The 20560-nt window shown below is 65.7% G+C and carries 20 protein-coding genes and 1 tRNA gene; 9 read left to right on the forward strand and 12 right to left on the reverse strand.

Annotated features, from left to right (window positions below; all coding sequences use genetic code 11):
• Positions 1 to 47: 47 nt before the first annotated feature.
• Complete coding sequence (locus tag ACUYV6_RS10115; RefSeq protein ID WP_449278548.1) at positions 48 to 1100, reverse strand: 3-isopropylmalate dehydrogenase; 1053 nt, start codon at positions 1098 to 1100, stop codon at positions 48 to 50.
• Positions 1101 to 1241: 141 nt separating this feature from the next.
• Here ACUYV6_RS10115 and ACUYV6_RS10120 point away from each other — a divergent pair, with 141 nt between their 5' ends.
• Entirely contained in the window at positions 1242 to 2363 is a 1122-nt protein-coding gene (locus ACUYV6_RS10120; RefSeq protein ID WP_449278549.1) for a PQQ-dependent sugar dehydrogenase, read from the forward strand.
• Between the two features lie 139 nt (positions 2364 to 2502).
• Here the strand turns inward: ACUYV6_RS10120 and ACUYV6_RS10125 are convergent.
• Positions 2503 to 2584: transfer RNA gene (locus ACUYV6_RS10125), tRNA-Leu, on the reverse strand.
• A 53-nt stretch (positions 2585 to 2637) separates the two neighbouring features.
• Here ACUYV6_RS10125 and ACUYV6_RS10130 point away from each other — a divergent pair.
• On the forward strand, positions 2638 to 3285 hold the full coding sequence (locus tag ACUYV6_RS10130; RefSeq protein ID WP_449278550.1) for a LysE family translocator: 648 nt from the start codon (positions 2638 to 2640) through the stop codon (positions 3283 to 3285).
• A gap of 41 nt (positions 3286 to 3326) precedes the next feature.
• Here the strand turns inward: ACUYV6_RS10130 and ACUYV6_RS10135 are convergent, their stop codons facing one another.
• The 7 genes from ACUYV6_RS10135 to rplS form a co-directional block, all read right to left on the reverse strand.
• A complete protein-coding gene (locus tag ACUYV6_RS10135) occupies positions 3327 to 6467 on the reverse strand; it encodes an aminotransferase (RefSeq protein WP_449278551.1) in 3141 nt (1046 codons plus the stop codon).
• 62 nt (positions 6468 to 6529) lie between these two features.
• Complete coding sequence (locus ACUYV6_RS10140; protein WP_449278552.1) at positions 6530 to 7144, reverse strand: non-canonical purine NTP pyrophosphatase; 615 nt, start codon at positions 7142 to 7144, stop codon at positions 6530 to 6532.
• A gap of 5 nt (positions 7145 to 7149) precedes the next feature.
• The gene (gene rph, locus ACUYV6_RS10145; protein ID WP_449278553.1) at positions 7150 to 7914 is read right to left on the reverse strand and encodes a ribonuclease PH; all 765 of its coding nucleotides are present in this window, start codon (positions 7912 to 7914) and stop codon (positions 7150 to 7152) included.
• Positions 7911 to 8786 (reverse strand): glutamate racemase, encoded by an 876-nt coding sequence (gene murI, locus ACUYV6_RS10150; RefSeq protein WP_449278554.1) that lies wholly within the window; start codon positions 8784 to 8786, stop codon positions 7911 to 7913. Before murI ends, rph begins: the two co-directional genes overlap by 4 nt.
• 9 nt (positions 8787 to 8795) lie before the next feature.
• On the reverse strand, positions 8796 to 9485 hold the full coding sequence (locus ACUYV6_RS10155) for a ribonuclease HII (RefSeq protein WP_449278555.1): 690 nt from the start codon (positions 9483 to 9485) through the stop codon (positions 8796 to 8798).
• A 16-nt stretch (positions 9486 to 9501) separates the two neighbouring features.
• Positions 9502 to 10206 (reverse strand): signal peptidase I, encoded by a 705-nt coding sequence (lepB, locus tag ACUYV6_RS10160; protein ID WP_449278556.1) that lies wholly within the window; start codon positions 10204 to 10206, stop codon positions 9502 to 9504.
• Between the two features lie 141 nt (positions 10207 to 10347).
• Positions 10348 to 10695: a 50S ribosomal protein L19 gene (rplS, locus tag ACUYV6_RS10165; protein ID WP_449278557.1), complete on the reverse strand. Its 348-nt coding sequence runs from the start codon at positions 10693 to 10695 to the stop codon at positions 10348 to 10350.
• A 293-nt stretch (positions 10696 to 10988) separates the two neighbouring features.
• Here rplS and ACUYV6_RS10170 point away from each other — a divergent pair, with 293 nt between their 5' ends.
• The 4 genes from ACUYV6_RS10170 to ACUYV6_RS10185 are packed head-to-tail and all read left to right on the forward strand — an operon-like array spanning position 10989 to position 14151.
• Positions 10989 to 11870, forward strand: coding sequence for an ABC transporter ATP-binding protein (locus tag ACUYV6_RS10170; RefSeq protein ID WP_449278558.1), 882 nt, complete (start codon positions 10989 to 10991; stop codon positions 11868 to 11870).
• Positions 11867 to 12511 (forward strand): ABC transporter permease, encoded by a 645-nt coding sequence (locus ACUYV6_RS10175; protein WP_449278559.1) that lies wholly within the window; start codon positions 11867 to 11869, stop codon positions 12509 to 12511. Before ACUYV6_RS10170 ends, ACUYV6_RS10175 begins: the two co-directional genes overlap by 4 nt.
• Positions 12508 to 13191, forward strand: coding sequence for an ABC transporter permease (locus ACUYV6_RS10180; RefSeq protein ID WP_449278560.1), 684 nt, complete (start codon positions 12508 to 12510; stop codon positions 13189 to 13191). Before ACUYV6_RS10175 ends, ACUYV6_RS10180 begins: the two co-directional genes overlap by 4 nt.
• A 42-nt stretch (positions 13192 to 13233) precedes the next feature.
• Positions 13234 to 14151 carry an ABC transporter substrate-binding protein gene (locus tag ACUYV6_RS10185; protein WP_449278561.1) on the forward strand — a complete coding sequence of 306 codons (918 nt, stop codon included), beginning with the start codon at positions 13234 to 13236 and terminating at the stop codon, positions 14149 to 14151.
• Positions 14152 to 14185: 34 nt separating this feature from the next.
• On the opposite strand, the gene ACUYV6_RS10190 is transcribed toward ACUYV6_RS10185, so the two are convergent.
• Genes ACUYV6_RS10190 through ACUYV6_RS10200 form a run of 3 tightly spaced genes read right to left on the reverse strand, consistent with a single transcriptional unit; the run spans position 14186 to position 16361 of the window.
• A complete protein-coding gene (locus ACUYV6_RS10190) occupies positions 14186 to 15187 on the reverse strand; it encodes an Fpg/Nei family DNA glycosylase (protein ID WP_449278562.1) in 1002 nt (333 codons plus the stop codon).
• A 42-nt stretch (positions 15188 to 15229) separates the two neighbouring features.
• A complete protein-coding gene (locus ACUYV6_RS10195; RefSeq protein WP_449278563.1) occupies positions 15230 to 15721 on the reverse strand; it encodes a ribose-5-phosphate isomerase in 492 nt (163 codons plus the stop codon).
• A 28-nt stretch (positions 15722 to 15749) separates the two neighbouring features.
• Complete coding sequence (locus ACUYV6_RS10200; RefSeq protein ID WP_449278564.1) at positions 15750 to 16361, reverse strand: mycothiol-dependent nitroreductase Rv2466c family protein; 612 nt, start codon at positions 16359 to 16361, stop codon at positions 15750 to 15752.
• 207 nt (positions 16362 to 16568) lie between these two features.
• Here ACUYV6_RS10200 and pepN point away from each other — a divergent pair, with 207 nt between their 5' ends.
• Genes pepN through ACUYV6_RS10215 form a run of 3 tightly spaced genes read left to right on the forward strand, consistent with a single transcriptional unit; the run spans position 16569 to position 20560 of the window.
• The gene (pepN, locus tag ACUYV6_RS10205; RefSeq protein WP_449278565.1) at positions 16569 to 19160 is read left to right on the forward strand and encodes an aminopeptidase N; all 2592 of its coding nucleotides are present in this window, start codon (positions 16569 to 16571) and stop codon (positions 19158 to 19160) included.
• Positions 19161 to 20090: a mechanosensitive ion channel family protein gene (locus ACUYV6_RS10210; protein ID WP_449278566.1), complete on the forward strand. Its 930-nt coding sequence runs from the start codon at positions 19161 to 19163 to the stop codon at positions 20088 to 20090.
• Positions 20087 to 20560 (forward strand): globin, encoded by a 474-nt coding sequence (locus ACUYV6_RS10215; RefSeq protein ID WP_449278567.1) that lies wholly within the window; start codon positions 20087 to 20089, stop codon positions 20558 to 20560. Before ACUYV6_RS10210 ends, ACUYV6_RS10215 begins: the two co-directional genes overlap by 4 nt.

The following is a 20560-nucleotide window of genomic DNA, read 5'->3' on the forward strand; positions in this document are numbered from 1 at the left end:
GGCCGGCACAGCGCCGGAGTCTGGGAACCAGTCGAGCTGGTCGAAGTTCAGTGCAGCTGGGAGATGATCGCGTCACCGATGCCCGAGGTCGGTCGGACATCGTCACCGCGGTCGGCGAGATCCGCGCGAACTGCTGCACGCACGCGCTCGGCCTCGTCGTGGAGCTCGAGATGGTCGAGCATGAGCGCCGCGGAGAGGATCGCCGCGGTCGGGTCCGCCTGCTGCTTCCCCGCGATGTCGGGAGCAGAGCCATGGACGGGCTCGAACATGCTCGGGAACGCGCCGTCGGGATTGATGTTGCCGGATGCCGCGAGCCCGATGCCGCCGCCGATGGCGCCGGCGAGATCCGTGAGGATGTCTCCGAAGAGATTATCAGTCACGATGACGTCGAAGCGAGAGGGATCTTGCACCATGAAAATGGTCGCCGCGTCGACATGCATGTAGTCGACAGCGATATCCGGGTACTCGGAGGAGACGGCACCGACCACCCGCTGCCACACGGCGCCGGCATGCGTCAGCACGTTCGTCTTGTGCACCCAGGTGAGCTTCTTGCGCTCGCGGCCCTGCGCGACTTCGAAAGCGTAGCGCACGATGCGTTCGACTCCGTAGGCAGTATTCACCGACACCTCGGTCGCAACCTCGGCGGGAGTGTTCTCGCGCAACCGGCCGCCGTTACCGGCGTAGGGCCCCTCGGTCCCCTCACGGACCACGACGAAGTCGACTGGTCCCGGCTCTGCGAGTACGGAGTCGACTCCGGCGAACAGCGTGCAGGGACGCACGTTGGCGTAGTGGTCGAAGTCGAAGCGCAGCTTGAGCAGCAAACCACGCTCGATATTCGCATTCTTGAGACGTTCGTCGCCGGGAACACCTCCGACGGCTCCGAACAAGATCACGTCGTGTTCGACGAGCGCGGCCTCCTCATCGGCGGGAAGCGTCTCCCCGGACGCGAGGAAGCGATCCACCCCCAGCGAGAACTCAGTGCGCTGCAGCTCGACGTCGCTCCCGGCGAGCACCGCATCAAGCACGCGGTTCGCCTGCTCGACGACCTCCGGCCCGATACCGTCTCCTGGGATAACTGCGAGCTTGATGGTGCGCGTCACTGGGGCTCCTCGGGTAGCGCGATGAAAGGTCCACGCACCAGCTTACTCCGGCGAACACCAGCCGGTTCACTGGCTTCCCGGAGGGTTCTCGGGGACACTGGCCGAAACACCGGCGCGATGCACACCCGGGAGTCCAACACCATGACCAGTTCACGACCGACCTCACGGCTCGCACGTACGAGCGCTGTACTGACGAGCGCCGCGCTGCTCGCGCTCTCGACTCTCGCAGCCTGCGCCAACACGGAACGCGACCCGGATCCGTCGCCGACGCCAAGCCCCACTCCAACCGCATCCGCTCCACCCGAAACCACACCACCGACGTTCGACCGGCCGGTGATTGCCAGCAACCTCGACGCACCGTGGTCGATCGCCTTCTTCGACCGCACTCCGCTCGTCAGCGAGCGCGACAGCGGACGCATCCTCGAACTCGACGATGCCGGCGGCTCTCGCGAGGTCGCCGTGATCGATGGCGTGCGCGCAACAGGCGAGGGCGGCCTGCTCGGAATCGTGGTGCACGACGACTTTCTCTACGCGTACTTCACCTCGGAAACTGGAAACCGAATCGAACGCTCTGCGCTCTCGGGCGAGCCGGGATCACTGACGCTGGGCGATCCCGAACCGATCATCGAGGGCATCCCTTCGGCCGCCCATCACAATGGCGGCCGAATCGCCTTCGGCCCTGACGACATGCTCTACGTCACCACAGGCGACGCGGGGAACACGGCCCTCGCTCAAGACCGGGAGTCGCTTGCAGGCAAGATCCTCCGTATGGCCCCGGAAGGCGATGCACCTGCCGACAATCCGTTCGAAGCGTCCCTGATTTACAGCTACGGACACCGCAACCCGCAGGGCGTCGCCTGGGATGACGACGGCACGATGTACGCCTCGGAGTTCGGGCAAGACACCTGGGACGAACTCAATGTGATCGAACCCGGAGGCAACTACGGCTGGCCGATCGTCGAGGGCATCGCGGGCGTCGACGGCTACATCGACCCGGTGCAGCAATGGTCGCCCGTTGACGCCAGCCCCAGTGGAATCGCGATCGTCGATGGCAGCATCTGGATCGCGAATCTCCGCGGCGAGCGCCTGCGCGAAGTGCCGCTCGACGATCTCGCGAACTCCTCCGAGCACTGGGTCGGCGAGCACGGACGGCTCCGAGCCGCGGTGCAGGCACCCGATGGTCGGCTCTGGGTCGTCACGAACAATACGGACGGCCGAGGATCCCCCGCAGGCGACGATGATCGCGTGCTGCGCTTCGATTAGGGATCTACGATTCTTATTCCACCGCCCGTTCCCGAGAAGGAGGTCCTCGTGAAGCTCCACACCACCCAGAGCTGGGATGAGATGTTCCTCCGGATTGCGGTCAGGAGCTGACGAGGAGTAGAAGCGTCGGCACAGATAGTGCGCGAGGAGGGACTTGAACCCTCATGTCCGAAGACACTGGAACCTAAATCCAGCGCGTCTGCCAATTCCGCCACTCGCGCGAGCCACCCCAGCTTACCGGCTACGGAAGCCAGGTCTCTGCCAGGATGGTCTGGTGCTCGAAACTGCCCTGACCCCGACGAACTGGGTCACGCTCCTCATCGCGTGGGTCGCAGCGATCGCAAGCCCGGGGCCAGATATTTTCCTGCTGATGCGCATGGCGGTACGAGAGCGACGAGCCGCGGTGCTCGCCGCTCTCGGCATCATGACGGGCAATACGCTCTGGATCGTCGCGTCGGTGCTCGGCATCTCGCTCGTGCTGGCCGCGCTGCCCTGGTTGCTTCCCGTATTGCAGACAGCCGGCTCGCTCGTGCTGCTCTGGCTCGGTGCGATGAGCCTCCTCGGCGGCATTCGAGGCCTGCGCTCTGAGCACCCGCTCGAGGGCGGTGAGCGCCCCAAGCGCCCCTATCTGCTCGGTTTCATCACGAACATCGCCAACCCCAAGGCGCTCATCTTCTTCACGGCACTGCTCAGCCAGTTCCTCCCGGCCGAAGCAACGGCGGTGGATCGCATCGCGATCATCTGGGTCATGCTGCTGAGCGGCCTGCTCTGGTTTGTCGGGGTGGCTCTCGCCTGCTCCGGTCGAGCATTTCGGCACTGGCTGCGCCGCGCGGCCCCGTGGTTCGACATCGTCGCGGGTCTCGTGTTCATGGCGGTCGCAGTGCTCGTGCTCGCCGAGCTACTGCTCACGTACCTGCGCTGAATCAGTCTTGACCCCGCACTCCCCCGCATCCGGCGTCTGCGCTACCACCCCGTGGTGAGCACCCGGTCGAGCTGTTCGACGACGAAGTCGGCGCTCTCAGGGGTGAGACACAGCGGCGGCTTCACTTTCAGCACGTTGGATCGTTCCGATGTGGTCTGCACGATCACCCCGAGCTCACGCAGGCGCTCACAGATTGCGGCGGCTTCGGCCGTTGCCGGTTCCCAGGTCTCGTGATCCCGCACCAGCTCGACACCGAGGTACAGACCCGTTCCGTGCACCGGTCCGATGATCGAGTGCCGTGCGGCGAGCGCCCGGAAGCCGGACGCGAGGCGATCCCCCACCTCGCGCGCGTTCTCCTGCAGCCCCTCGCGCTCCATCGCATCAAGTACGGCCAGCCCCACACGGCACGACAGCGGGTTGCCGCCCGCTGACGAGAAGAACTGCCCGTGCGTCGCGAGCGCATCGGCGATTCGCTGAGACGTGATGACTCCGCCGATCGGGAACCCGTTGCCCATGGGTTTCGCGATCGTGATGATGTCGGGCATGACACCGGACTGTTCGAAGCCCCAGAAGGTCGACCCCATGCGCCCGAAACCGACCTGCACCTCGTCAGCGATGCACAGCCCGCCTGCGGCGCGCACGCGTCCGTAGACATCGGCCAGGTAGCCTTCGGGTAACAGCACGCCTCCGGCATTGCCGAGCACCGATTCGCAGATGAAGCCTGCGACATCTCTCCCTGCGCCCGCAAGTCGGTCGAGGTCGGCGCCGAGGTCGGCGGCGTAGCGCGCACCGACCGTCGCATCGGAGGCTTCACCGCGGTGCGTACCGCGGAAGCGGTTCGGCACGTCGGCTACGTGGATCCAGTCGGGCCGATCTTCGAGGGCCCTCGGGTTGTCGAAGGCACTCGTCGTGACGGCATCGCTGGCCATCGTCCAACCGTGGTATGCCTCGCGCAGCGCGACGACGGTCTTGCGTCCGGTCGCGGCCTGTGCCAGACGCAGGGCGAGATCGACGGCTTCGGACCCGGAATTGACGAGCAGCACCGTGTCGAGCGGATCGCCCCCTTCGCCGCCTGTGCGCGCGGCATCCGGAAGCAGTGCGAGCAGTCGCTCGCTGTAGTCGGCGAGCTCGCGATACAGGAATCGAGAGTTGGTGTTCAGGATCCGGATCTGCCGATTCACCGCGTCGGCGACACCCGGGTGCCCGTGTCCGAGCCCGGCGACATTGTTGATCATGTCCACGTAGGCGCGGCCGGTGGTGTCGATGAGGTGGTGCTGCCAACCGCGTTCGATCTGCATCGGTCGCTCGTAGTAGCGCTCCTGCGCACTCGCGAAGATGCGCTCCCGGCGCAGCTGTTCGTCGCCCGATTCGTCGCGTTCGGCACGCGGTTCGAGGCCGAGCAAGCGGGCAGGATCGAGCGTGAAGCGGCGCCAGGCCGGCACGCGCTCCGGGGCGACGAGCTGCGCGCGCCCGGGAGTGGATCCGGATCCTGCCGGCCCCTCGGCGAGGATCTCGAGCATCGCGTCGAGTCGGAACAGCCCGACAGTGAGAGAGCGGGGCGAAGCAGATGGGCCGAGTTCGCCGAGCGGGTCGCCGACGCCGACTTCGGCTCCAGAGTGGATCGTGCGCCCATCGACGGCGGGGGTGAGGAGCGGACCTCCGTCACTATCGACGGCGACGATCGTCATCAGCCAGTGAGCCGAGAGCTGCAGCGTCACGGTTCCCGGCGAGGCGATGGCGACGCGTCCGGCAGCAGGAGCCATAAGGCGAAGCGCGGATCCGGCACGCACACGGATCTCGGTTTCGAGCGGCCAGGTCTCGGCGGCGTCCGTGCGGTCAGCGACCGTGCGAGTGAGGCGATAGACGCCGTACGGCAGCACCGCCGCCCCGGCACCGCTCCGGAAGGCCTCCTGCACGAGCAGGTGCTCGGCCCCCGGCTCCGTCCAGCGCCCACTGGCCAGATCCTCGGATTCGACCCCGGGATCAAGCATCACGACTCCGCCGTCGAGATCGGGGAGCAGCCGTGCAAGCGATGAGGTGACGGAATCGCTCGCCACTGCCGCGGCGGGGCTGTTCGCCGTGTTCGATGCAGGATCGCCCATCGCCGGGGCAGCGACCAGTGCGAGTCCGGCACCCTCCGGTACTCCGACGAAGCCGAGCCTCGCAAGCACATGCTCGGTCATCTCGGCGAGCGGCAGCGCGGTCGCCGCGTCGAAGATCGCCTGTTCACCGGCGACGCGTTCCCGCGCGTAATCGTTGCCGCCATCGATCTCGAGTTGGCGCCACCCGCTCGCCACGAGAATGGCGCCGCGGAGCACCACGAGCGGCCAGACTGCGCGCGCCTCAGCAGCGGAAAGCGGCGCAGCTCGATGGAATGCAGCGATCGTGTCGAGCACACGAAGCGGACGGTCGGGTTCGTGATGCAGCATCGAGGAGGCCGCTACCGCGAGCTCCGAGACCCGCCACCCGTAGGCGAGGTCGCCCAGGTCGATGATCGTGCGCGGATGCAGGCGCGCGTCGTCGCTGCGCAGCCCCATCACGTTGTCGTCGGTGAGATCACCGTGGATCGGCTGAACGGGCAGCACGTCCTGCACCGGCGCCAATGCCGCCTGCGCCTCGGCCGCAGCGGTGAGCACCCGGTCGCGCAATCGTTCATCGGCGATGGCCGAGGAAAGCTGCATGGTCTCGTCGTGCGCCGCACTCATCACCCACATGTGTTCACGGTCGAGCCCCGGATGCTCGAGCTCTGTGAGCGCATTCACCGATGCGGCGGCGAGCGCACCGAATTCCTCGAGCACCACGGGCGCGAAGTATCCGGCGTCGACCATTGCCTCACCGTCCGCGAACTCGCTGCGCCGTACGGCGAAGCCGCCCCAGCGCTGCGTCAGGTTGCCGTCGAGCCCGGGCAGCACGGCCGGAACGGTGAGCCCAGCGGCACGGTAGGCGTCGATCGCGAGATGCTGGGCGGCCCGTGCGTCGTCGCCGAAGACGGGGTTATCGACGCGAAGCACACTGCGCGTCCCATCGTCGGCTGCGAGCACGAAGTTGCGGTCTTGGTTGCTACCAAGCTCCGTCGCCCGTGCGCGAACCCCGTACAATTCGAGCGCGATCCGCTCGGCGTCGGTTTCGGAGATATCGGGGCGAACGAGTCCGCCTGCCCCGCCGGTCGATGATGCCACCATGAGTGCTCCGTACTCCGTATCTCTGCGCCGTGTCAGTGTCCTGCGGTTATGCCACCAGGAGTTCAGCGCGTCTGCAGGCGCTCAGCTATCGCCGGTGCCAGAGCGGTGAACGCACGGCGCCGGTGAGACAACGCGTCCTTCTCCTCCGGGGCGAGCTCCGCCGCCGAACGGCTCTCCCCCTCCGGACGGAAGATCGGGTCGTAGCCGAAGCCACCGTGCCCGGCGCGCTCCCGCAGCACGGATCCCTTCCAGCGTCCGACTTCGACGATCCCGTCGAGCCCGCCGTCAGGACTCCCGGGCGGCAATGCCAGCGCGGCTGCGCACACGAAGGCGGCAGAGCGATGCTCGTCGGCGAGATCTGATAGCTGCCACAGCAGCAGATCCACATTCGCGTCGTCGCTGCGTGCGGGCCCGCCCCAGCGTGCAGAAAAGATTCCTGGGCACCCGCCGAGCACGTCGACGGCGATGCCCGAGTCGTCGGCGATCGCGGGCAGCCCTGTGTGCGCCGTCGCCGCCCGCGCTTTGAGCAGGGCGTTCTCCTCGAAAGTCACGCCGTTCTCGACGGGCTCTGGGCCGTCGTAGCCGATCAACTCGATGCCGGGCACGAGGGGTGCGAGTACGCGGCGGAGCTCTTCGAGCTTGTGCGCGTTGTGCGACGCGAGAACCACCTGAGTCATCGAGATCAGCGCCGCTCGTCTGAGGGAGCAGGTGCGGCGCCCGTCAGTACCGCCTGCTGGATCTCACGCAGCTCGGACGTGCTCTGCAGTGCCAGATCCAGCAAGGAGTCGAGTTCGTCGCGTCGGAACGGAACGCCCTCGGCGGTTCCCTGCACCTCGACGAAGTCGCCCGAACCCGTCACGACGACGTTCATGTCGGTCTCGGCCTTCGAATCCTCGACATAGGCGAGATCGGTCATCGGCACCCCGCCGACGATGCCGACTGACACTGCTGAAACGCTGTCTCGCAGTGGCTGCGCCCGCTTCGCGATGTGCCCCTGCTCCCGCGCCCACTCGATGGCGTCGGCGAGTGCGACGTACGCTCCCGTGATCGACGTCGTGCGAGTCCCGCCGTCGGCCTGAAGCACGTCGCAGTCGATGACGATGGTGTTCTCTCCGAGCGCCTGGGTGTCGATGATGGCTCGCAGACTCCGGCCGATCAGGCGCGAGATCTCGTGGGTGCGTCCGCCGATCTTTCCCTTCACCGCCTCGCGCTGCATGCGCTCGTTCGTGGAGCGCGGCAGCATCGAGTACTCGGCCGTGACCCAGCCCCGCCCCTTGCCCGTGAGCCAGCGCGGCACGCCGGGAGTGAACGACGCCGTGCACAGCACTCGGGTCGCGCCGAACGAGATCAGTGCGCTGCCTTCGGCCTGGGAGCTCCAGCCCCGCTCCACGGTGACGGGTCGCATCTGCTCCGCGGTGCGGCCATCGGCTCGGGTGGTCTCGGTCATGGTGCCTCCTGGGGAATCTCGAAGTGAGGTCGGTTCTGCGGGAGTTCGATTGCGCCGGTGGGCGCGTGATCGACGGCATCGATGCCGATGCCGAGCAGACGGTGGGCAAGTTCTGCGAAGCCTGCCGTGTCTCCGCCGGTGGCTTCGTAACGCAGCACAGGCTCGCCGGCAGTATCGGAACGCAGCATCCCGGTTTCGGTGAGTGTGCGGTAGACCTCGTTCGCGGTCTCGATGTCACTCGACACCAGCGCCACTCCGCGTCCCATCACCTGCCCGATAGCGCCGCGCAGAAATGGATAGTGCGTGCATCCGAGCACGAGCGTATCGATATCCTGTGCGACGAGCGGAGCGAGATACTCTTCTGCGATCTGCAGCACTTCCGGGCCCGACGTGCGCCCGGCCTCGACGAGCTCGACGAAACGCGGGCACGCGCGGGTCTGCAGCGAGATATCCGGACGCATGGTGAACATGTCGTCGTACACGCGCGACTGGATCGTACCCTGCGTTCCGATGAGGCCCACCCGACTATTGCGTGTGATCGACACCGCGCTGCGGACCGTCGGGCCGATCACCTCGACAACGGGTACGTCGTACCGCTCGTAGGCGTCACGCAGCACCGCAGCCGATGCCGTGTTGCACGCGATCACGAGCAACTTCACCCCCTGGGCGACGAGGTCATCGAGAATCTCGAGCGCGAAGCGCCGTACCTCAGCGATGGGACGCGGGCCATAGGGCGTGTGAGCCGTGTCGCCGACGTAGATCATCGACTCGTTCGGCAGCTGGTCGCGAATCGCGCGGGCGACGGTGAGCCCGCCCACGCCCGAGTCGAAGACGCCGATGGGCGCCTCGGGCGATACTGAACCGACGGACACCAGTCCAGCCTAGCGCGCCGACTTGATCCAGGTACGGCGATGCAGCGCGCTCAGTCCGTGCTCATCGATTCCCGCATAATGCGCCTTCGCCCCATACCCCTTGTTCGAGTCCCAGGCGTAGTGTGGTCGATCCCCATGGGCCTCGCGCATGATCGCGTCGCGCAACACCTTCGCGCGCACGGATGCGGCTGCGACCGATGCACAGCTGCGATCCGCCCCCACCCGCGTCGTCACGTTCAACGGCGCACGCAGCGCCGGGGTCAGCCAGTCGTGCGAACCATCAAGCAGAATCACTGCTCGATCAACCGGCACGCCGCCACGATGGAGCTCGAGCAGGGCCCGCCGTGCAGCGGCTCCCAGCATCGCAATGATGCCGTGCTCATCGATCTCGTGAGCCTCTCCGAAACCAACGGCCCCGGCTCCCCAGGCCTCGACCAGGGGGTGCACTGCCTCGCGTCGCTTCTCGCTGAGCAGCTTCGAGTCCCGCAAACCTGGTGGGAATCCGTCGGTGCCTGCGAGCACCGTATGGACCCCCACGGCAACCGGACCCGCGATCGCTCCGCGTCCGACCTCATCAATACCGATGACCAGCGACTCTCCACGAGCGAAGCACTCGTACTCGAAGTCGAGTGTCGGGTCTTTCGAGGGAGCGTTCCGGACCTCGACCGGGGGCGTCGTCGACGCTGCACTCTCTGGCACGGACTCCCCGGCCGGGTCAGCGTGCACGAGCCTCTTCCACGCCGGTGAAGACCTGATCGGGGTTGCCGAGCCAGCCGAACCGCTCGAAGGGCCAGTTGAGGAGGAAGGCGCGTCCCACGATCTCCTCCTCCGAGACGAAGCCCTTGCCCGGCTGGTCTTGGTTGTACCGAGAATCCTTGCTGGCGTATCGGTTGTCGCCCATGACCCAGACCGAACCGTCGGGTACCGTGACCTCGAACTCCAGACCGGACGCAGCGGTCTGCCCCTCAGGGAGCTTGATATAGGTCTCGTCGAGCGGAACACCGTTCACCGTCACCCGACCATCGGCGTCGCAGCAGGCGACCGTGTCTCCCCCGATGCCGATGACTCGCTTCACGACATATTCGTGGCTGGTATCCGCAGCGAGTCCGACTGCTTGGAGCACCTGCCCGAGCGGACCCGACTCCGGCGGCTGCTCATGCGTACCCAGCCAGCCCCCCGGATCTTGGAATACGACGATGTCGCCGCGCTTCACGTCGACAAAATTGGGCACGAGCTGGTTCACCAGGATGCGATCGTCGACCTGCAGCGTGTCTTCCATCGACCCTGACGGGATGTAGAAGCTGCGGACGAGAAAGGTCTTGAGCAGAAAGGACGCGACGAACGCGATGAGCAGGATCACCAGCAGATCGCGTATGAAGCTGAGAGCGCCGCTCCGTCGTCTACTCGCAGCTGCGCTCATGTTCCGCTCACCTCTCGCGTTCTTCGTGCCCGGCCGCATGGCCGCGCGGCATCACCAACAGTGCGGCATCATCCACAGTACAGACGACTCAGGCCCCCGAACCTGTGAAAGGCGGGAGCCTGAACCGTGAGAATCGCGGAATTACGCCTCGCGCTTCTCCTTGATCTTGGCCTTCTTACCGGTGAGACCGCGGAGGTAGTAGAGCTTGGCCCGACGCACGTCACCACGGCTGACGACCTCGATCTTGTCGATCGCGGGCGAGTGCACGGGGAACTTGCGCTCCACACCGACCTGGAAGCTGATCTTGCGGACCGTGAAGGTCTCGCGAACGCCTTCGCCGTGCCGAGCAATGACGATGCCCTGGAACACCTGGATACGCGAGCGGCTGCCCTCGACGATGTTCACGTGCACCTTGACGGTGTCTCCGGCACGGAACTCGGGGATGTCGCTCTTGAGCGACGCGGCATCGACCTGGTCGAGCTTCTGCATGATGTTCTCTCTCTGCGCCCGCCGCAAGTCGGGGTCGCGGATATCGTGTTCTTCAAAAGTATGGGTGCGCGTTCACGGTTCGTGCGGACCCTTGCGGCAGTGCCGCACCGTGGCACAAGGAACTATTATGCCACAGAATCCGTTGACAATCGCACACTTCCGTTGATTCGTGCACCTGCAGAGCACGAGCCGGAATTCTCGCGTGAGCATACCCCACTGGCCGGGAGCCGCACCAGCACTCTCGCAGTGTCAGATGAGTGGGATACCGTCGAGAACACGACCCTGGGGGTGCCATGTCCATTGAGTTCCGCAACGTCACCAAGCGCTTTCCTGATGGTACCGCCGCCGTTGAGAACTTCAGCCTGACCATCCCGGCCCGCACCACCACGGTGCTCGTCGGCTCGTCCGGGTGCGGCAAGACCACGCTGCTGCGCATGGTCAACCGTCTCGTCGATCCGACCGACGGCGACGTACTCATCGACGGCGAGAGCGTGCGCGAGCGCGACCCCGTGCACCTGCGACGCAGCATCGGCTACGTCTTGCAGAGCGCCGGCCTGCTGCCGCATTTCACCGTGATCGACAACGTCGCCACTGTGCCGATACTGACCGGTGTGCCGCGAAACGAGGCCCGCGAACAGGCGCTCGGGCTCCTCGACCGAGTCGGTCTCGATCGCGCCATCGCTCACCGCTACCCCGCTCAGCTCTCGGGCGGTCAGCAGCAACGCGTCGGCGTCGCCCGCGCGCTCGCTGCGGAGCCCAATATCTTGCTGATGGACGAACCGTTCGGCGCAGTGGATCCCATCGTGCGTCAAGACCTCCAGGCCGAGACCATCCGGCTGCAGCGCGAGCTCGAGAAGACTGTCGTCTTCGTCACGCACGATATCGACGAGGCGTTCATGCTCGGCGACCAAGTGGTCATACTGGAAAAGGGCGCGGAGATCGCCCAGGTAGGCACTCCCAGCGAGATCATCGAACGACCGGCGAGCGATTTCGTCGCGAGCTTCATCGGGGCCGATCGTGGTACCCGGGCGCTGCGCACCAAGCAAACGCCGCACGGCACCGTACTCGTCGATGCGGCCGGCCGCACCCAGGGACGCCTCCTCACCGACGACACCGACAGCACCAGCAACACAGACAACATCAGCGACACGGACACTCGGGGGGCCGAGACATGAGTTGGGTGCTCGATAACCTCGAGCTCATCGGGTTGCTGTCGCTTGATCACTTACGGCAGAGCCTCATCCCCATCGTGCTGTCCGTGATTCTCTCAGTTCCGCTCGGTTGGCTCGCCTTCCGGTTCACCCGCCTCCGCGGCACGATGCTCACCCTCGTCGGATTGCTCTACACCATCCCCTCGCTCGGCCTGTTCGCGCTCCTCTCCGCCGCCCTCGGCATCCCGTTCCTGTCGGAGACTAACCTGATCGTCGCACTGACGATGTACGGCGTCGCGATCATGATCCGCTCGGTCACCGAAGGGCTTGAATCCGTCGAGTCCTCAGTGCGTGCCGCGTCGGTGGCCGTCGGCTTCGGTGCGTGGCGCAAGTTTTGGCAGGTCGATTTGCCGCTTGCCGGTCCGGTACTGCTCGCGGGTCTGCGGGTCACTGCCACTTCGACGATCTCACTCGCCACGATCGGCATATTGATCGGCGTGCAGAATCTGGGCTACCTCTTCACCAACGGCGCGCAGCGCCGCATCATCGCCGAAGTGCTCGCCGGCGTGGTGACAGTTGTCGTGATCGCCGTGCTCGTAGACCTGCTGCTGCGGTGGCTCGGTCGTGCGCTCATGCCCTGGCGTCACCAGGGGGCATCGGTATGAATCTCTTCCTCGAAGCCATCGCATGGATCTTCTCATCCGATCGTCTCACCGGGTCGCTCCCACTGCCGACCGCCATCGCGCAGCATCTGGGCTTCACCTTCGGGGCGGTGCTCATCGCCTCGATCATCGCGATTCCCGCCGGCTGGGCGATCGGCCATACCGGCCGAGGACGCGAGATCGCAGTCGGCCTGTCCGGGGCTGCTCGTGCGCTCCCCTCCCTCGGCTTGCTCGTGCTGCTCGTGCTCCTGCTCGGGGTACTCCACAAGACCGAGGCCGCGATCGTCGTCTTGGTACTGCTCGCAATCCCTTCGATTCTCGCTGGAGCCTATGCCGGCGTCGAGGCCGTCGACCGGGCGACCATCGCCGCCGGTCGCGCCGTCGGAATGACGGAGTGGCAAATCCTGTGGCGCATCGAGGTGCCGCTCGGCCTGCCCCTGCTTGTCGGCGGGCTGCGCAACGCGACGCTCCAGGTGGTCTCCACCGTCACGATCGCAGCGTTCATCGGGCTAGGTGGGCTCGGGCAGCCCATTCTGCAAGGAATCCCGCTGCGTCGCTTCGATCAGATTCTCGGCGCCTCCCTCGTTGTCGTGTGCATCGCCTTAGCCCTCGATGCGCTCCTGGCCCTGGGGCAGCGTCTCGTCGTCCCCAGAGGGGTGGCAGCCCACGCCCGCAACACCTGACCCGACCCCACGCACATGCTTCACTCGGAAAGGACCCACCTCATGACCATCGCACGACGCAGGTTCGCACTCGCAGCCGGCATCACCACTCTCACGACCATCACAGCCCTCGCATTGAGCGGTTGTACATCGGCAGATCCTCTGGAGCAGGGCGGGAGCTCCTCCGACGCATCGAACGACACCATCGTCATCGGCTCGCAGGCCTACTACTCCAACGAGATCATCGCCGAGATCTACGCTCAAGCACTCGAGGCGGACGGTTTCGAGGTCGAGCGCAACTTCAATATCGGTCAACGCGATGCCTACCTGCCCTCGCTTGAGGACGGAGCGATCCAGTTGCTGCCCGAGTACACCGGCAATCTCCTCCAGTTCTACGACCCCGAAACGGATGCGACTGAGAGTGAAGACGTCTACACCGAGCTGCAGTCGGCACTCCCCGAGAGTCTTGCGGTGCTCGATCAGGCTCCTGCCGCCGACCAGGATTCCTACAACGTCACCGAGGATTTCGCGGCCGAGCACGATCTTTCGACGCTTGAGGATCTCGCCGACGTCAACCATGTCGTGCTCGGTGGGCCCCCTGAGCTCGAAGAGCGCCCGTATGGGCCGAAGGGTCTCGAGAGCGTCTATGGCGCCTCCGTAGACTTCAGCGCCACCGGCGACACCACGGTCGAGGAGCTCCTCGCCGACTCGATCCAGGTCGCGAACGTCTACAGCGCCGATCCGCGCATCCAGACAGAGTCTCTGGTCACCCTCGAAGATACGAAGGGCCTCTTCCTCGCCTCGCAGGTCGTCCCGCTCGTCAACTCCGAGATTGCTGATGAGATCGCACCGACCATCAACGCGGTGAACGCAGAGCTCACGACGGAGGACTTGGTCGCCCTCAACGTCGAATCGACCGAAGACCAGCGCTCATCCGCCGACATCGCGACCGATTGGCTCTCGGACCAGGGGCTCCTCTAGTCCGGCTCATCGGTCTGCGGCCGCACTCGCCCTGCTACGTCTGGCAGCCCGGGCACCAGTACAGCTTTCGGTTGCCCATCTCTTCCAGCACGATATTGGTGCCGCACCGCTTGCACGGCGTGCCTTCGAGTTTGTAGACCCAGTGCCGCTCGTCGCGATCGAGGAGCGCACGCCGGTAGGCCTCCCCCTCGAGTCCGTCGATCGTCATCATCTGCCCGACCGTGATGCCGATCTCGAGCAGGTGCGACCAGTCGTCCCAGAGCGCCTCGAGCACCGTTCGATCGAGGGTGTTCGCCGGTGTGTGCGGGTTGAGTTCGGCACGGAAGAGCATCTCGGCTCGGTAGATGTTCCCGATGCCCGCGACGACCGACTGGTCCATGAGCACCAATCCGATGGGCGTCCGCTTCTTGCCGGCACGCTCGACAAAGCGCTGCCTCTCTTCCGGAGTGTCGGCATTGGCAGGATCGGGGCCGAGCCGCTGCAGCACCGCATCGACTTCGGCCGGTGTCAGCACTTCGCACGCGGTGGGGCCGCGCAGGTCTGCACAGACGGTGTCGTTGAGGAGCCGGACGCGCACTTGCCCTTTGGGTTCGGGAGGAAAGGTCTCACTCTGCGAAGCGGTGTCGTGCTCTGCCATACGCAGGCGGGTGCGACGCGGAGCCCCGATGGAGGTCACCGAGTCTTCGGCCTCGCGATCAACCGGCCGCGCAGTGTCGGGGCGCGAGTACTCCCCGGTTTGACCGAACTTCAGGTGGGTGTCGCCCTTGGCATGCATCTGGATCGACGGGTCGATGCGAATGTCGCCTGCGAAGTCCCAGGCACCGTAGATCCCGAGGTGCACACGCAGCCACTGCTCCTCCTCGAATTCGAGGAACATCTGCTTTCCGACGGCACGCGCGTCCGTCATCTCCCGGTGGCTCAAGATCGCCGCCCCCTGCGCGAAACGCCCCTGCGGACTGCTCACCTCCGGTGCCGTGCCGACGAAGTTCGCGGCGAACTGGCGCGCGATCCGGTGGACGGAATGCCCCTCAGGCATGCGAACCTCCATTCACTGCTGAGCCCCAGATTCTCGTAGGGGTCATAGCGAGTCGATGCGCTTACCCGCGATGGCTCCGGTCTGCTCGTATTCCCCGAGCTGACCGATGCGCCGCACATGCCGCTCATCTCCCGGGAACGGCGTCGCGATGAAGAGGTCGATGAAGCGGATCGCCTCACCGACCGTGTGCTGACGTGCTCCGATCGAGATGACATTCGCGTCATTGTGCTCGCGGGCGAGCTGGGCGGTCGCCTCGCTCCACACCAGTGCAGCGCGGATGCCCTCAACCTTGTTCGCCGCGATCTGCTCACCGTTGCCAGAGCCGCCGAAGACCACGCCGAGCGCCTCGACACCGTCGCGCTGGTCACGTGCAACGCCGCGTGCGGCGCTGATGCAGAACGCGGGGTAGTCGTCGAGCGGGTCGTACTCCTCCGGCCCGTGATCGACTACCTCGTGGCCCTGCTCACGCAGATGCTGCTGCAGCTGCTGGCTGAACTCGAGCCCGGCATGATCGGTCGCCACGTGAATGCGCATGGCCTCAATCCTACCGAGATTCGGACGGTCAGAACTGCGGGCCCCGCGAGCGTCCGCGCTTGAGCTCATAGAAGCCGTCGATGCCCGCGGCAGCGTGGATCCCGTCCCAGAGTCGCAGCGCCGCTTCACCGGTCGGTGCTGGCGTGACCACCGGCCCGAAGAACGCCACCCCATCGATCGAGATGACCGGCACTCCCACATCGGGGCCCGCGATCTCGAGCGCATGTTTCGTGGTCGCGCGTACCGCCTTGTCGAAGGACTCATCATCGGCCGCTTCGGCGAGCTCTGCGCGAAGACCAGCCGCCTCGAGCGACTCCGCAGTCATGACGTCGAAGTCGTCGCGACCACCGGGGTGGCGGCGAGTGCCCATCTCGGCATAGAAGCGTCCGACGGCCGCGGCACCGTGCTGCTCAGAGATCGCGGTCGCGATCCGCGCCGCCCGGTGACCCTGCTCGTGCAGCTCGACGTGGTACTCATTATCGTTGTCTTCGTTCACCACCGCCAGGCTGATAGGCCGCCAGTCGATCTCGAAGCCCCGGGCCTCGGCGACCTCGGCGGCCCACCGGCTGGTCATCCAGCACCACGGGCACACGACATCGAAATAGAACTCGACCGAAGAAGGCTGCACTGCATCGCTCATGCCTTCAGCGTAGCGATTGACATCGTGCGCGTACGAGGGGTTCGCGGTCAGCGGATTCCCCCGAAACTTCCGGTGTACTCAAGGAAGCGCACGGCACGCGAGGCCTAAGCTGGAGGCGTTCACCACACCCGCCGCCCAGGCGCCACGGTCGCGACCCCGCATCCGGCTTCGCGACCGGATCCGCCCCGACAGTCACGAAGGAGCACAGTGCCCGGAGAGAACCTCACCCGCGCCGAGGCCCGCGAGCGCGCCGCCATCATCACCACCCACGAGTACGAGGTCGCTCTCGACCTCGCCTCGGGACCGGATACCTTCCGCGCGGAGACGACCGTGCGTTTCAGCGCAGTCGCCGGCGAGGGCACGTTCATCGACCTGATCGCCGACTCAGTGGAGAAGGTCGAATTGAACGGGCAATCGCTCGACCCTGATGAGATCTTCGCGAAGTCACGCATCACTCTGACGGGTCTTGCCGCCGAGAACGAACTCGTCGTGGCCTCGACGCAGCGGTACACGAACACCGGCGAGGGTCTCCACCGCTTCGTCGACCCCGCCGACGGCGAGGTCTATCTCTACTCGCAGTTCGAGGTACCCGACTCCCGCCGAGTCTTCCCCGTCTTCGAACAACCCGATCTCAAGGCAACGTTCCGTTTCACGATCACTGCCCCGGCACGCTGGGAGGTGGTCAGCAACCAACCGACTCCCGAGCCGCGGGCCCTTGAGCGCAGTGGCGATACCGGCCGCGCCGATCCGGAGCCGCTCGCCGTCTGGGCCTTCGAACCGACGCCGGTCATGTCGAGCTACATCACTGCCCTGATTGCCGGCCCCTACCACGTCGAGCGCAGCGAACTCACCAGCAGCGACGGTCGGACGATTCCACTCGGAGTGTTCTGCCGCGAATCGTTGGCCGAGCACCTCGACGCCGACTACGTCTTCGAGAAGACGCGAGAGGGATTCGCCTTCTACGAGGCCGAGTTCGACTACGCGTACCCGTTCGACAAGTACGATCAGCTGTTCGTTCCCGAGTTCAATGCGGGCGCGATGGAGAACGCCGGGGCGATCACATTCACCGAGGCCTATGTCTTCCGCAGCCAGGTCACCGATGCGATGCGCGAGCGCCGAGTCGTCACGATCTTGCATGAGCTCGCTCACATGTGGTTCGGCGATCTCGTGACGATGCGCTGGTGGAACGATCTATGGCTCAACGAATCCTTCGCCGAGTACATGTCGACGCTGGCGACTGCCGAAGCCACTGAATGGAATGAGTGCTGGACGACCTTCGTCGCCTCCGAGAAGTCTTGGGCCTACCGGCAGGATCAGCTCCCGTCGACGCATCCCATCGTCGCTGAGATCCGCGACCTCGAAGACGTGCTCGTCAACTTCGACGGCATCACCTATGCGAAGGGCGCATCGGTACTCAAGCAGCTCGTGGCCTGGGTCGGCCGTGAGCCCTTCATGCAGGGCGTTCACGACTACTTCATCAAGCACCACCACGCGAACACTGAGCTCACCGACCTCTTGGTCGAGCTCGAGGCACGCAGCGGCCGCGATCTCAGCGAATGGTCGAAGCTGTGGCTCGAGACGGCGGGCGTCAACACGCTGCGGCCCGTCTTCGAGGTTGACGCCGATGGCGTGTACACGAAATTCTCGATCGCGCAGAGCGCTATCGACGAGTACCCCACACTGCGTCCGCATCGCATCGCAATCGGCCTGTACGACTTCGACGGCGACGCCCTGCGTCGAATGGAGCGCATCGAGCTCGACATCGATGGCGCCTCCACCGAAGTACCTGAACTCGTCGGCAAGCGGCAACCTGCATTACTCCTGCTGAACGACGACGACCTCAGCTACGCGAAGATCCGGCTCGACGAGCGATCCCTCACCACGGTCGAGACGAAGCTCGGCAGCATCGAGAGCTCCCTCGCCCGCTCGCTCGTCTGGGGCACCCTGTGGGATGCGACGCGCGACGCGGAGTTCCCGGCTTCACGCTTCGTCGACCTCGTACTCGCACATGTCGGCGAGGAGACCGCTTCGACGACCCTGCGTACTCTGCTGAACCAGCTCATGCTCGCGGCAAGCAGCTACGTCGCACCGGAGACTCGCGCGGAGACTCTGTCGAAGGTGGGGGACGCACTGTGGCAGCTCGCAGTGGACGCCGAACCCGGCAGCGACAACCAGTTCCAGTTCGTGAAGATGTTCGCGCACGTCGCCGCAACCCCTGAGCAACTCGATGCCGTACTCGCTCTCCTCGAGGGGGCCGTACCGCTCGAGGGACTCGATATCGACACCGACCTCGGCTGGGAGCTGCTCATCGCACTCGCCGCCGGCGGGCGGGCAACGCGCGAAGAGATCGAGGCAGCTCTCACCGACGATCGGACCGCGAGCGGACAGCAATCGGCGGCGCATGCCCGGGCAGCGCTTCCGACACCGGCTGACAAGCGGGCGGCGTGGGATGCCATCTTCTCCGAGAGCACTGCCTCGAACCTCATCGTGCGCGCGACCGGTCTGGGCTTCGCCCGAGCTCACGATCTGACTCTGCTCGAGCCCTATGTCGAGCTCTACTTCGACGCGCTGCTCACCGTGTGGGAGAGCCGCAGTTACGCGATCGCCGAAGAGATGATCGACGGGTTCTACCCCGGTTCGCTCGCAGACGAGAGACTGCGCGCAGCGACATCCGACTGGTTGGAGCGCAATGCCAGCGCCCCGGCAGCGCTGCGGCGCCTGATCACCGAGCACCTCGCCGGGGTGGATCGGGCCCTCGCGGCACAGCGAATCGACGGGATGGGAAGGCGGACGGCCTAGATGGGGATTCTGCAGCTCAACGAGTCGGTCGACGAGGCCGCGGAAAGTGTCGGATCGGCCTTCTCCTCTTTCGTCACCCAGTACGAGGTGCCGATTCGCATCGTATGCATCGTGCTCGGCGCGATCCTCATCCATTGGATCCTGCTCCTCATATTGCGACGCTCGATCGACCGCATCGTCGTCGGTGTGAAGAAGGCCCAAGGAGTGGATTCCACGCAGGAGCTCACCGCTGCCCCCAAGATGAGTGCTCGCGCTGTTCAACGCGCCCGCACGCTCGGCAGCCTGGGACGAAACTTCATCACCGCAGTCATCGTCATGGTGGCCTTCACCATGGTGATGGGAGAGCTGGGCTTCAACTTGACGGCTCTGCTCGCCTCGGCGGGCGTCCTCGCCGCCGGGCTCGCGTTCGGCGCACAGAACATCGTCAAGGACATTCTGAACGGCGTCTTCATGGCGTTCGAGGATCAGCTCGGCGTCGGAGACGTGGTCACGATCGGCGAGGTCAGCGGCACCGTCGAAGACGTCGGCATACGAGTGACGCAGGTTCGCGGAGTCGATGGCACACTCTGGTTCGTGCGCAACGGCGAGATACTCACCCTCGGAAACTCCTCGCAGGGATGGGGCCGCGCGCTCGTCGACATCACGATCGATGCCGACAACGACTTCGCGAAGGCCGAAGAGGTCGCCCTCACCGCTGCACGGCAACTGCTTTCCTCTGACCGCTTTGCCCGCAAGGTTGCCGGCGCTCCCGAGGTCTGGGGCCTCGAGAGCGTCTTCGGTGACCGTGCCACGCTGCGCCTCGCTATGCGTACACGCCCTGAGGCGCAGTGGGAGGTGCAGCGTGCGCTGCGCGCCGCGCTGAGCCGGGAATTTCATCAGAACGGCATCACCCTGGCGAAGGAACTGCCGGGAATCGGAGGAACCGCATGACCGAGCCGTCACCCGGGCGAGAGCACCTGCCGCAGAGCGCTCCCCAACCGAATCTGACGCTGCGCGTCGGCGAGAACGGTCCCGCAGTCACCGACACCGTCTGGGCCCAGATCGGCGGCACCGAAACCTTCGAGCGGATCACCCGCCGCTTCTATGACGGGGTACGCGCCGACCCTCTGCTTGCCCCCATGTACCCCGACGAAGATTGGGAGGGCGCGATCTGGAGACTACGCGCCTTCCTCGAGCAGTACTGGGGCGGGCCTACAACATACTCGGAGCAGCGCGGGCACCCTCGACTCCGCATGCGTCACGTCCCGTTCCGCGTCACCCCCGCTGCGCGCGACCGGTGGCTGCTGCACATGCACGCCGCACTGGATGAGGCACAGCTACCCCCCATGCACGACGCCGCGTTCCGCGACTACATCGATCGAGCCGCCCAGGCGATGGTCAACACCCTCGAAGCAGAGTAA

The organism is Leucobacter sp. GX24907 (assembly GCF_053567335.1).